The sequence below is a fragment of the Mesorhizobium sp. B2-3-4 genome (genome assembly GCF_006442315.1).
GTDB lineage: Bacteria > Pseudomonadota > Alphaproteobacteria > Rhizobiales > Rhizobiaceae > Mesorhizobium.
This window is the reverse complement of the sequence record NZ_VFVY01000004.1, coordinates 92,939-105,050: the sequence shown is the minus strand read 5'-3', so window position 1 is coordinate 105,050 and position 12,112 is coordinate 92,939. Positions and strand designations below refer to the sequence as shown.

The following is a 12,112-nucleotide window of genomic DNA, read 5'->3' as shown; positions in this document are numbered from 1 at the left end:
TTAGGGAATGCGAGCCGGATGTCTCATCCTTAAACCAAATTTTACCAAAGCCTCGTCAAAGCTGTCGCCGCGGGACAGTCGTATCGTGTTAGTGGAGTGACCATGAGTCCGGTCGGGAAGATTTCTGTAGCCTTGGCTACTGTGATGCTGGCGACGTCAGGCGCGGCCGAGGCCGGCGATGGCGCTTTCGGCTGGCTGTCCGGCGACTGGTATCTGACGGTCGGCGCCACCGGCCTGGTAGCGCCTGATTTCGAGGGCGGCAAGAAGTACATGCTGAGCGCCCAGCCGATCATTTCGCTGGGCAAGGTCGGCCCCCAGGCGCGTTTTACGTCGCGCAACGACAACATATCGCTGGCGCTCGTCGACGATGGCGGCGTTCGTGCCGGCCTGACCGGCAAGTTCCTGTTCTCGCGTGACGACGGCGATGCCGACGAGCTCAAGGGCCTCGATCCGGTCCGCTGGGGCGGCGAAGTCGGCGGCTTCTTCGAATTCTATCCAACGGACTGGATGCGCGCGCGCGCCGAACTGAGGCATGGCATCCGCGCCCATAACGGCTTTGTCGCCGACATCGCCGCCGACGCCTTCTACGACGTGACGCCAACCGTCAGGATTTCCGGCGGCCCGCGCGTGTCGTTTGCCTCGGCGAACTATTTCGATGCCTATTATGGCGTTAACGCCGAGGAGGCCGTGGCCTCCGGCCTCAGCCAGTACAATCCCGGGGGCGGCCTGAAATCCGTCGGCCTCGGTGGCGCCGTGACCTGGAAGGTGACCGATCCGATGACCGCCAGCCTGTTCGGCGAATACTCGCGTCTTGAGGGTCCGGCCGCCGATTCCAGCCTGGTCAGGGAGCGCGGCGACCGCAACCAGTTCATGGTCGGCGTGTCGACCACCTATCGTTTCGACTTCAAGATGTAGCCGCCTCCAAAGCGCTGCAGGCCTCAACTCCACGCTTTATTCCTGCCGCGGCATCGGCTAAAAGCCCCGGGATGACGCAAATTACCGGCGCATTCGCGGTCGCGATACGAATTACCAGCCCGGTGTTCCCTGCAGCCTGAAGGCTGCTGGAACTGCCGGGAATCCTGCGCGCGGCCTCTCGCGCTTTTCCAGATCATCAAGGCCGGATCATCAAGGCATGCCGCCCGGAAATGGGCCCGGTTTTGGGAAATCGGCATGCGTGTAAAACAGAATTCACGCCGCAAGCCACGTGGCCCGGCATGCACATGGCAGACCAATGACCGACGAAAACCAATCAACGATCGACTATTCCAAGACCCTTTATCTGCCGCAGACGGAGTTTCCGATGCGCGCCGGCCTGCCGGAGAAGGAACCGGTGCTGGTCAAGCGCTGGCAGGACATGGATCTTTACCGCAAGCTGCGTGAGAGTGCCGCGGGCCGCACGAAATACGTGCTGCATGACGGCCCGCCCTATGCCAACGGCAACATCCATATCGGCCATGCGCTGAACAAGATCCTCAAGGACGTCATCACCCGCTCGTTCCAGATGCGCGGCTATGATTCCAACTATGTGCCCGGCTGGGATTGTCACGGCCTGCCCATCGAATGGAAGATCGAGGAGCAGTACCGCGCCAAGGGCAAGAACAAGGACGAGGTGCCGGTCAACGAATTCCGCAAGGAGTGCCGCGAGTTCGCCGCGCACTGGATCTCGGTGCAGGGCGGCGAGTTCCAGCGGCTCGGCGTCATCGGCGACTTCAAGAACCCCTACACGACCATGGCTTTCCATGCGGAGTCGCGCATCGCCGGCGAATTGCTGAAATTCGCCATGTCCGGCCAGCTCTACCGCGGTTCGAAGCCGGTGATGTGGAGTGTCGTCGAACGCACGGCGCTTGCCGAGGCCGAGATCGAATACCAGGATTACGAGTCCGACACGATCTGGGCGAAGTTTCCGGTGGCTAACCTTATGGTCGCCAGCGTCGTCGACGGCCAGCCGGCGGAGCTCGACCCGGATCTGAGCGGGCGCTCGCTTGACCTGCTCGATGCCCATGTCGTCATCTGGACGACGACGCCATGGACCATCCCGGGCAACCGCGCCGTCAGCTATTCGCCGCGCGTCGCCTATGGGCTCTACGAGGTCGAGACGGCCGAGAATGCGTTTGGCCCGCAGCCGGGCGAGAAGCTGATCTTTGCCGATGCGCTGGCCGAGGACTGCCAGGCCAAGGCCAAGATCACATTGAAGCGCCTTCACGGCATCAGCGCCGAACAGCTTGGAAACCTTGTGCTTTCGCACCCCTTCAAGGGTCTCGGCGGCGGCTATGAGTTTCCCGTGCCGATGGTTGCCGGCGACCATGTCACCGACGATGCCGGTACGGGCTTCGTGCACACCGCGCCCGGCCATGGCCGCGAGGACTTTGACGCCTGGATGGATGCCGCGCCCGAATTGCGCGCGCGCGGCATCGACACCGCGATCCCTTTCACCGTCGACGACGCCGGTTTCCTCACCAAGGAGGCGCCCGGCTTCGGTCCGGACCGCGAGGGTGGGGCTGCGCGCGTCATCGACGACAACGGCAAGAAGGGCAACGCCAACCAGGCCGTCATCGACGAACTGATCAAGCGCAACGCGCTGTTCGCGCGCGGCCGCCTCAAGCACAGCTATCCGCATTCCTGGCGGTCGAAGAAGCCGGTCATCTTCCGCAACACGCCGCAATGGTTCGTCTACATGGACAAGGACCTCGGCGACGGCACCACGTTGCGCAGCCGCGCGCTGAAGGCGATCGACGACACGCGTTTCGTTCCGGCGGCCGGGCAGAACCGCATCCGCGCCATGATCGAGGAGCGCCCCGACTGGGTGCTGTCGCGCCAGCGCGCCTGGGGTGTGCCGATTGCCGTCTTCGCCGACGAAGATGGCAATGTGCTGAAGGACGAGGCGGTCAACCAGCGCATCATGGAGGCCTTCGAGGCGGAAGGCGCGGACGCCTGGTTCGCGGCGAACGCCAAGGAGCGCTTCCTCGGCAATCACGATGCCTCCAGATGGAGGCAGGTGATGGACATTCTCGACGTCTGGTTCGATTCGGGCTCGACCCATGTCTTCACCCTGGAGGACCGGCCCGACCTGAAGTGGCCGGCCGACGTCTACCTCGAAGGTTCCGACCAGCATCGCGGCTGGTTCCACTCCTCGCTGCTCGAAAGCTGCGGCACCAGGGGCAGGGCGCCTTACGACACCGTCGTCACCCATGGCTTCACCATGGACGAGGACGGCCGCAAGATGTCGAAGTCCCTCGGCAACACGGTCGTGCCACAGGACGTCATCAAGCAGTCCGGCGCCGATATCCTGCGGCTCTGGGTGGTGACGACGGACTATTGGGAGGACCAGCGGCTCGGCAAGAACGTGCTGCAGACCAACATCGACGCCTATCGCAAGCTGCGCAACACAATCCGCTGGATGCTGGGCACGCTCGCTCATGACGACGGTGAGGATGTGCCCCTCGACGCGATGCCCGAGCTGGAGCGGCTGATGCTGCACCGGTTGGCCGAGCTCGACGAAGTGGTTCGCCAGGGCTACGACGCCTTCGAGTTCAAGCGAGTCACCCGCGCGCTCATCGACTTCATGGTGGTCGAGCTGTCGGCCTTCTACTTCGACATCCGCAAGGATGCGCTTTACTGCGACGGCCCGTCGAGCGTGAAGCGCAAGGCTTCGGTCCAGGTGGTGCGCCATCTCTTCGACTGCCTGGTAAAATGGCTGGCGCCAATGCTGCCCTTCACCACGGAAGAAGCCTGGCTCGACCGTCACCCCGATGCCGTCTCGGTGCATCTCGACCAGTTCCCGCAAATCCCGGCGGATTGGAAGAACGAGGCGCTGGCGGAGAAATGGCGCAAGGTCAGGCAGGTGCGCCGCGTCGTCACCGGCGCGCTCGAGATCGCGCGTGCCCAGAAGGTCATCGGCTCCTCGCTGGAGGCCGTACCGGTGGTGACGATCAACGATGCGGCGCTCGAAGCGGCGATATCGGATGTCGACATGGCCGAAATGGCAATCACCAGCGATCTCGTCATTGCCCATGGCCAGGCGCCGCAGAACGCCTTTGTCCTCGACGACGTCAAGGGCGTCGCCGTGGTGGTCGAGAAGGCGCAGGATCGCGGCCTGGTCAAATGCGCGCGGTCATGGCGCTACACCGCCGATGTCGGGCTGGATGCGGCGTTTCCCGATGTTTCGGCGCGCGATGCCGCCGTGCTCCATGAATTGAAGGCGCTGGGCCGACTTTGACGGCTCTGGATATCAGTGCACAAATATCACGCATGGGCGGGCAAATCCGACCGTGCGTTGCCCTTAACGAGTGGTTGAGGTAAACACGCGAAACTCCGGAAGACAAATTGTCGCCGGATTTCCGTCGCAAGTGCTTGCACGATGGGGACCGGGCACAAGACCGGTGGCGATTAAGAGGCTGTCTAGAGTGGGACTTTTTGGCATGACCGAGAGATATAACGCGCGCCTTGCGCTGCTGGCGCCGCTTGTCGCATCGGGCCTTGCCTTGTCCGGCTGCATGGGCTCTCCGACCTACGGCACAGACAAGACCGCCGCCGAGCAGCTGGCCGGCGATCTTACCGGCGCTGTCTCCTTCGCGCCGAAGCGTAAGGATCCGATCGATTACAAGCCTCGCCCGACCCTGGTGAAGCCGGCCCCCGGCCAGAAGGAAGCGCTGCCTGCGCCGCAGGAAAGCATCCAGACGGCAAACGCCGAGTGGCCCGAATCGCCGGAACAGCGCCGCGCGCGCCTGCGCGCTGACGCTACTGCGCACCAGAACGATCCGTCATACCAGGCGGAGATCGTCGACGATGTGCAGACGGATCCCGCCGCCGTGAAGAAGGCGATGGATGAATCAGGATCCAGCCACCCGCCGGCGTGGACGCCCGCCGATTCCGACAAGGGCCGTGCCGCCGAGATCCAGCGCCGCCTTGCCGACGGCAAGCAGGGCGACCCGACCACGCGCAAATATCTCAGCGAACCGCCCTTGGCTTACCGCGTCGCTTCCGATGCCGCGCCGCAGAACGAACTCGGCGAAGACGAGTACAAGAAGGAACGCGCCCTCAAGGCAAAGGCCGAGGGCAAGAAGAGCGGCTGGTTCGACTGGTTGCCGTCCCTGTAGGAGCAGTCGAGCCGCTGATTTTGCGGCGGCTTTGCTTCAGTCTCGGCGTCCCTTGAAAAAACCCTTCAACAGCAGGCCCGCTTCGGTTTCGGCCATGCCTGGATACACATCGGGTGTGTGGTGGCAGGTTGGCGACGCGAAAAAGCGAATGCCACTGACCACGGCGCCGCCCTTTTCATCCGTTGCACCGAAATAAAGACGCCGCAGCCTGGCGAAGGAGATCGCGCCGGCGCACATGGCGCAAGGTTCGAGCGTCACGTAGAGATCATGGCCGGTGAGCCGCTCGCTCGAGATCTTGCCGCAGGCCTCGCGGATCACCAGCATCTCGGCATGGGCTGTAGGATCGGCAAGCTCGCGCGTGCGGTTGCCGGCCCTGGCAACGACCATGTCGCCATTGGCGATGACCGCGCCGACCGGCACTTCGCCACGCAGGGCCGCAGCTTCGGCCTCCTGCAGCGCCAGGGCCATGAAATCGGGCCGATTCAAGCGGTTTGCCTTCCCATTATCTCCTCGCCACCCGGCGGCGATCCTGTTATGGAGCGCATCAGCCCGAAAATCGGACTCGATTTTCGGAAGTGATCATGCGCCAAATCAAAAGTGCTACAGCGTTCGTTGCGCGCCGAACGGATGCGCCACGCTGTAGCAGCGCAAACGGACAAAGGCCACATGGACGACAGCGACAAGAAATCCCCCCGCCCAAAAGGCCCGGGCCAAAAGGGACCGCGCAACAAATCCGCGGCTCCGCGAGGCGACAGGGGCGGCAAGCCATCCTTTGGCGCCAAGAAACCTTACGCCCCGCGTGGCGATCGGCCGGCAGCGGCCGAAGGCGAGCGCCCGAAGCGCGACTTCAAGAGCGGAGACAAGCCGTTCCACAAGGGACCGCGCCCTGAAGGCAAGCCCTATGCGCCACGCGGCAGCCGCCCGATGGCGGCGGAAGGCGAGCGCAAATCCTATGAGAAGCGCGAGGGGCCGCGCAAGCCGTATGCACCGCGTGGCGATCGTCCAATGCCGTCGGAGGGCGATCGCAAGCCCTATGAGAAACGCGAAGGTCCGCGCAAACCCTATGCGCCGCGCGGCGACCGTCCGATGGCGACGGAAGGCGATCGCAAGCCCTATGAGAAGCGCGAAGGTCCGCGCAAGCCATATGCACCGCGTGGCGACCGTCCGGCTCAGGCAGCCGTCGAGGGTGGTGAGAAGCGCTTCGACCGTCCCAAGCGCGACTTCGGTGACCGTCCGAAGCGGGACTTTGCGGATCGTCCCAAGCGCGACTTCGGCGGGGACCGCCCCAAGCGTGATTTCGGCGACCGGCCCCAAGGCGGCGGTTTCAAGCCGCGCCCGCGGCCGGCCGAAGCACCGGAAGAAGCCGGCGAGCGAATCGCCAAGCGGCTGGCGCGTGCCGGGCTGGCTTCGCGCCGCGACGCCGAGGAACTGATCGCTGCCGGCCGCGTCAAGGTCAATGGCAAGGTGCTGGCCTCGCCGGCGTTCAACGTCATGCCCAGCGACATCATCCATCTCGACGGCATGGAAATCCCGCCGATCGAACGCACGCGGCTGTTCCTGTTCAACAAGCCGGCCGGCGTCGTCACCACCAACCGCGACCCGGAAGGCCGCAAGACCGTCTTCGACGTGCTGCCGGCGGAATTGCCGCGGCTGATGACCATCGGCCGGCTCGACATCAACACCGAGGGCCTGCTACTGCTGACCAATGACGGCGGCCTGTCGCGGGTGCTCGAACTGCCGGCCACCGGCTGGCTGCGCCGCTACCGCGTACGCGTCCACGGCAAGGTCGAGGAAAGCGCACTGGCCGGCCTGCGCGAAGGCATTGCCGTCGACGGCGTCTTCTATGGCGCCATCGAGGCGAGTCTCGACCGCGAGCAGGGCACCAACGCCTGGCTGACGATCGGCCTGCGCGAGGGCAAGAACCGTGAGGTGAAGAACATCCTCGGGGCGATCGGTCTCGACGTGACGCGGCTGATCCGCATTTCCTACGGCCCGTTTCAGCTCGAAGACCTTCCCGAAGGCCATGTGCTGGAGATCAAGGGCAAGGTCCTGCGCGACCAGCTGGGCGAACGCTTGATCGAGGAATCCGGGGCCAATTTCGACGCCGAGATCAACAAGCCGTTTTCCAACAGGCCGGTGCGGCGCACCGAGCCACGCCAGGAAGAGACCGAGCGACCGAAATTCGCGCGCGATGGCGTAGATCGCCGGCCGATCGGTGAGGGTGGGCTGATCAAGAATCGCAAACGCCGCGAGGGCAGCCGCGACGAAGCGCTGGGCAAACTGTCGACCAGTCCCGAGAGAGGTGAGAGGCCGCAGAAGAACTTTGGCGATCGCGGCCCAAAGCCCGAACGCAGCGGATTCGGCGACAAGCCGCGCAGCGGATTTGGCGATAAGCCCCGCGGCGGCTTCGGTGACAAACCGCGTGGTGGCGGCAAGAAGTCCGAGCGGGAACAGCGGCCGATCGAGCCGCCGGGCCAGCGCAAGGCCAATGTCTGGATGGCGCCGGGCGCACGGCCAATCGGCAAGGGCAGGGCGGAAGCCGATGCTGCCAAGGCGGCAGAGAACAAGGCGCGCAAGGCCTCGTTCAAGCCGTCCTATGGCAAGCCGGGCGGTGCCAAGCCGTTCGGCAAGCCGCGCGGCGAGCGTCCTGACGGTGGCGCCGATCGTCCGCGCGGTCCCAAGGGTCCCCGGACAAGATGAGGATCGTCGGCGGTGAGTTTCGCGGGCGTCCGCTGGCGACGCCTCGCAGCAGCGCCATCCGCCCGACGACCGACCGCACCCGAGAGGCGGTCTTCAACGTGCTGGCGCATCGCTTCGCCGGGCAGCTCGACGGCGCGCGCGTGCTCGACCTGTTCGCCGGTACCGGCGCGCTCGGCCTGGAAGCGCTGTCGCGCGGCGCATCCTACGGTGTCTTCATCGAGGAATCGGCGGAAGGCCGCGGCCTGATCCGCGACAATGTCGAGGCCTTCGGCCTGACGGGACGCACCAAGATCTTCCGCCGCGACGCGACCGCCCTTGGCGAGGCTGGCACGCTTGCGCCCTTCGGCCTCGTCTTCGCCGATCCGCCCTACGGCAAGGGGCTTGGCGAGCGCGCGCTGCAGTCGGCCAGGGATGGCGGCTGGCTGCGCCCCGGCGCGCTTTGCGTGGTCGAGGAGACGGCGTCCGCGCCCTTCGATCCCGGTCCGGGCTTTTCGGTGCTTGACGAGCGCGGCTATGGCGAGACCGTCATCCGCTTCATCGAGGCGGCCCGATAAGCCGGCGCGCGACGCCTCTTTGCCGCCGCCTTTGCCGGCAACATGGCCAACAATTCACTTTGCTTGTCGCCAGCACCTTGCCTATCGTCGCGTCGAGGACACCGGACCCGTAAATGACATCCAGAATCGAATGGCTGCGGACAGTGCTGCTGGCGACCTCGCTGACATTCCTCATGAACGACCCGGTGCTGGCCGCGAGTCCGGTTTTGCCCGAGAGCGTGCCTGCCGCGTTCAAGGTGACGGATTTCCTGCTCGACAACGGCATGGAAGTGGTGGTCATTCCCGACCACCGCGCGCCGATCGTCACCCATATGGTGTGGTACAAGATCGGCAGCGCCGACGAGCCGCCGGGCAAATCCGGCATCGCCCATTTCTTCGAGCATCTGATGTTCAAGGCGACGACCAATCACGCGGCCGGAGAATTCGACCGCGCCGTCTCCGACATTGGCGGCTCCAACAATGCCTTCACGTCGTATGACTACACCGCCTTCCACGAGACGGTGGCACCGTCGGCGCTCGAACTGATGATGAGCTTCGAGGCCGACCGCATGCGCAATCTCATCCTCACCGACGATGTCATCAAGACCGAGCGCGACGTCATCCTGGAGGAGCGCCGTTCGCGCATCGACAACAACCCCCAGGCCGTGCTCGACGAGGAAGTCGATGCCACGCTGTGGCAGAACCAGCCCTATCGCATTCCGGTCATTGGCTGGATGCAGGAGATGGAGCAACTGAACCGCGTCGACGCCACCGCCTTCTACGACAAGTACTACCGGCCCAACAACGCCGTGCTGATCGTGGCCGGCGACGTCGAGCCCGACACGGTGAAGACGCTGGCCGAGAAGACCTATGGCAAGGTGGCGCGCGGGCCGGACCTGCCGCCGCGCGTCCGGCCGGTCGAGCCCGAGCAGAACACCAAGCGCACCGTCACCCTCTCCGACGCGCGCGTCAGCGTGCCGAGCTTCTCGACGCAATGGTTGGTGCCGTCCTACCATACGGCCAAGCCCGGCGAGGCGGAAGCGCTCGACCTGCTGGCCGAGATCCTTGGCGGCGGCAATCGCAGCCGGCTCTATCAGGCCCTTGTTGTGAAGCAGGGCATTGCTTCCAGTGCGGGTGCGTATTTCCAGGGCACCATGCTCGACGACACCAACTTCACCGTCTATGGCGCGCCGCGCGGCGATGCGAAGCTCGCCGACGTCGAAGCCGCGGTCGATGTGGAAGTGGCGCGCATTGCAAGCGACGGCGTCACGTCGGATGAGCTCGAAAAGGCCAAGGACCGTTATGTCAGGTCGATGATCTTTGCCCGGGACAAGCAGGACTCGATGGCCGAGATCTATGGCTCGACGCTGGCCACCGGCGGCAATGTCCAGGACGTGCAGCAATGGCCGGACCGTATCCGCAAGGTCACCACGGACGAGGTCAAGGCCGTCGCCGCGCGCTATCTGATACTGGCACGCTCGACGTCAGGCTACCTCTTGCCGCAGCAACAGGCGGGGAACTGATCATGACGAACCGGTCTAGCGGCGCGTTGACGTCTCCATCTTCTCTCCACGGAGGAGAAGGCAAGGCCCTGCACGCTCTCGCCACTCTCTTCCTCTCCATCGTCTTCCTGGTCCTGCCGGCGCTCGCCGCGCGCGCCATGGAGATCCAGTCCGTCACCTCGCCGAAAGGCGTCACCGCCTGGCTGGTGGAGGACTATTCCGTGCCGATCGTCGCCGTTCGTTTTGTCTTCGGCGGCGGCTCGACGCAGGATCCGCCCGGCAAGGAGGGTCTCGCCAATCTGATGACCGGCCTCTTCGACGAGGGCGCCGGTCCTCTCGATTCGGAAGCATTCCAGATCAGGCTCGACGATGCCGGCGCAGAGATGAGCTTCGACGAGACCCGCGACGGCATCTACGGTTCCATGCGCATGCTGGCCGAGCAGCGCGACGAGGCGTTCGACCTGTTACGGCTGGCGGTCAACGAGCCACGCTTCGACCAGGCGCCGATCGACCGCATCCGCGCCCAGGTCCTGTCCGGCATCATCGCCAACGAGAACGACCCCGACACGATCGCGCAGAACCGATGGGCGCGCGCCGTCTATGGCGACCATCCCTATTCACGCTCCGACCAGGGCACCAGGGAAAGCATCGCCGCCATCACGCAGGCCGATCTCAAGGCCCTGCACAAGGCCGTGTTCGCGCGCGGCGGGCTGCATGTCGCGGTGGTCGGCGCCATCGATCCCGAGACGCTAAAAAAGAAGCTCGACATGGTGTTCGGTGACCTGCCGTCGACCCAGGCGCTGACCGCGGTCGCCGATATCGAGCCCAGGCTGGCGCAGCATATCGAGGTCAATTACGACCTGCCGCAGACATCGCTGCAACTCGCCTGGCCGGGCGTGAAGCGCAAGGCGCAGGATTTTTTCCCGGCCGTGCTGATGAACGAGATCCTCGGCGGCGGCACCTTCACCTCGCGCCTGTTCGAGGAAGTGCGCGAGAAGCGCGGGCTCGCCTACAGCGTCAATTCCTCGCTGGTCAACCAGGACCATGCCAACGCGCTGATCGTCACCACCGGGACACGCTCGGATCGCGCCGCCGAGACGCTCGGCATCGTGCGCGACGTCGTCAAGCACCTGGCCGAGGATGGCCCGACCGAGGCAGAGCTGGCTGCGACCAAGAAATATCTGATCGGCGCCTATGCCATCAGCAATCTGGACTCGTCGAGTTCCATCGCCGCGACGCTGGTCGAATTGCAAATCGACGATCTCGGCATCGACTACATGCAGCGCCGTGCCGGCTACATTAACGCGGTGACGCTGGATCAGGTCAAGGCGGCGGCGAAGAAGCTGCTGACGGCCGAGCCGACCATCATGGTGGTCGGGCCACCGCTGGCGGGAGCCGGCAAGGGATGAGCCCGACCTTCGGCATAGCGTTCGGCGGCGGCGGCGCGCGCGGCCTGGCGCATATCCATGTCATCGAAGCGCTGGACGAGCTCGGCATCCGGCCGGCGGCGATCGCCGGCTCCTCGATCGGCGCCATCATGGGCGCCGGCATGGCCTCGGGCATGAGCGGGAAGGATATCCATGACTATGCCCGCTCGATCCTCGGCCGCCGCGCCGAGGTGGCAAGCCGCATGTGGCGCGCCAGGCCGGGCACGATCGCCGAAGCCATGCAAAACGGCATCCGGGTCAGCCAGTTCAATGTCGAGCGCATCCTGAAGGCGTTTCTGCCCGAGGTCATTCCCGAAACCTTCGCCGATCTGAAAATCCCGCTGAAGGTGACGGCGACCGATTATTTCGGCCACAAGCTTGCTGTGTTCGACGATGGCGACCTGCATTCCGCGCTTGCCGCATCCGCCGCCATTCCCGCTGTTTTCCGGCCGGTGACGCGCGACGGCAGGCTGCTGATCGACGGCGGCATCTACAACCCGGTGCCGTTCGACCTTATCGAGAAGGATGCCGACATCATCATCGGCGTCGACGTGGTCGGTGCGCCGGAAGAGGCCGATCGCAAACAGCCGACTTCGGTCGACCTGATGTTCGGCGCCACGCAGCTGATGATGCAGTCGATCATCGCCAACAAGCTGAAACAGTGCCAGCCCGACATACTGGTGCGCCCGGCGGTGTCGAAATACCGCGTCCTCGATTTCCTCAAGATCGACGCTCTGATGAACGAGACGGCCGAGATCAAGGATGAGCTAAAGCGGCAGGTGGAGAAGATCGTCGAGGCGCGTTCCGGCGTCACCAGGCCCAAGCGCGGCAAGCGCGGTTTGAACTAACCTCGG

At 64.8% G+C, this 12,112-nt stretch carries 9 protein-coding genes; 8 read left to right on the top strand and 1 reads right to left on the bottom strand.

The features are described from left to right. Positions 1–102: 102 nt before the first annotated feature. From FJ967_RS08350 to FJ967_RS08340, 3 genes are all read left to right on the top strand, one after another. The gene (locus FJ967_RS08350; protein ID WP_140731242.1) at positions 103–915 is read left to right on the top strand and encodes a MipA/OmpV family protein; all 813 of its coding nucleotides are present in this window, start codon (positions 103–105) and stop codon (positions 913–915) included. A 316-nt stretch (positions 916–1,231) separates the two neighbouring features. Further along, positions 1,232–4,216 (top strand): isoleucine--tRNA ligase, encoded by a 2,985-nt coding sequence (ileS, locus tag FJ967_RS08345; RefSeq protein WP_140731241.1) that lies wholly within the window; start codon positions 1,232–1,234, stop codon positions 4,214–4,216. Between the two features lie 202 nt (positions 4,217–4,418). Continuing rightward, positions 4,419–5,096, top strand: coding sequence for a hypothetical protein (locus tag FJ967_RS08340; RefSeq protein WP_140731240.1), 678 nt, complete (start codon positions 4,419–4,421; stop codon positions 5,094–5,096). A gap of 36 nt (positions 5,097–5,132) precedes the next feature. Here the strand turns inward: FJ967_RS08340 and FJ967_RS08335 are convergent, their stop codons facing one another. Continuing rightward, positions 5,133–5,582, bottom strand: coding sequence for a nucleoside deaminase (locus FJ967_RS08335; protein WP_140731239.1), 450 nt, complete (start codon positions 5,580–5,582; stop codon positions 5,133–5,135). Positions 5,583–5,762: 180 nt separating this feature from the next. Between FJ967_RS08335 and FJ967_RS08330 the strand changes: the two genes are divergently transcribed. The 5 genes from FJ967_RS08330 to FJ967_RS08310 all read left to right on the top strand — a co-directional run bounded on the left by FJ967_RS08330 (position 5,763) and on the right by FJ967_RS08310 (position 12,106). Further along, on the top strand, positions 5,763–7,796 hold the full coding sequence (locus tag FJ967_RS08330; RefSeq protein WP_140731238.1) for a pseudouridine synthase: 2,034 nt from the start codon (positions 5,763–5,765) through the stop codon (positions 7,794–7,796). Further along, positions 7,793–8,350, top strand: a complete 558-nt coding sequence (gene rsmD / locus FJ967_RS08325; RefSeq protein ID WP_140731237.1) for a 16S rRNA (guanine(966)-N(2))-methyltransferase RsmD — start codon at positions 7,793–7,795, stop codon at positions 8,348–8,350. The genes FJ967_RS08330 and rsmD overlap by 4 nt, the downstream gene beginning before the upstream one ends. 113 nt (positions 8,351–8,463) lie before the next feature. Further along, complete coding sequence (locus tag FJ967_RS08320) at positions 8,464–9,852, top strand: pitrilysin family protein (RefSeq protein WP_140731236.1); 1,389 nt, start codon at positions 8,464–8,466, stop codon at positions 9,850–9,852. 2 nt (positions 9,853–9,854) lie between these two features. Continuing rightward, positions 9,855–11,240, top strand: coding sequence for a pitrilysin family protein (locus tag FJ967_RS08315; RefSeq protein WP_140731235.1), 1,386 nt, complete (start codon positions 9,855–9,857; stop codon positions 11,238–11,240). Next, positions 11,237–12,106, top strand: coding sequence for a patatin-like phospholipase family protein (locus tag FJ967_RS08310; protein ID WP_140731234.1), 870 nt, complete (start codon positions 11,237–11,239; stop codon positions 12,104–12,106). The genes FJ967_RS08315 and FJ967_RS08310 overlap by 4 nt, the downstream gene beginning before the upstream one ends. The last annotated feature ends 6 nt before the right edge of the window (positions 12,107–12,112 follow it).

Excerpts from the sequence above, each read along its gene's own strand:
- FJ967_RS08350 (WP_140731242.1), top strand. The coding sequence starts at position 103 with ATGAGTCCGGTCGGGAAGATTTCTGTAGCCTTGGCTACTGTGATGCTG.
- ileS (WP_140731241.1), top strand. The coding sequence starts at position 1,232 with ATGACCGACGAAAACCAATCAACGATCGACTATTCCAAGACCCTTTAT.
- FJ967_RS08340 (WP_140731240.1), top strand. The coding sequence starts at position 4,419 with ATGACCGAGAGATATAACGCGCGCCTTGCGCTGCTGGCGCCGCTTGTC.
- FJ967_RS08330 (WP_140731238.1), top strand. The coding sequence starts at position 5,763 with ATGGACGACAGCGACAAGAAATCCCCCCGCCCAAAAGGCCCGGGCCAA.
- rsmD (WP_140731237.1), top strand. The coding sequence starts at position 7,793 with ATGAGGATCGTCGGCGGTGAGTTTCGCGGGCGTCCGCTGGCGACGCCT.
- FJ967_RS08320 (WP_140731236.1), top strand. The coding sequence starts at position 8,464 with ATGACATCCAGAATCGAATGGCTGCGGACAGTGCTGCTGGCGACCTCG.
- FJ967_RS08315 (WP_140731235.1), top strand. The coding sequence starts at position 9,855 with ATGACGAACCGGTCTAGCGGCGCGTTGACGTCTCCATCTTCTCTCCAC.
- FJ967_RS08310 (WP_140731234.1), top strand. The coding sequence starts at position 11,237 with ATGAGCCCGACCTTCGGCATAGCGTTCGGCGGCGGCGGCGCGCGCGGC.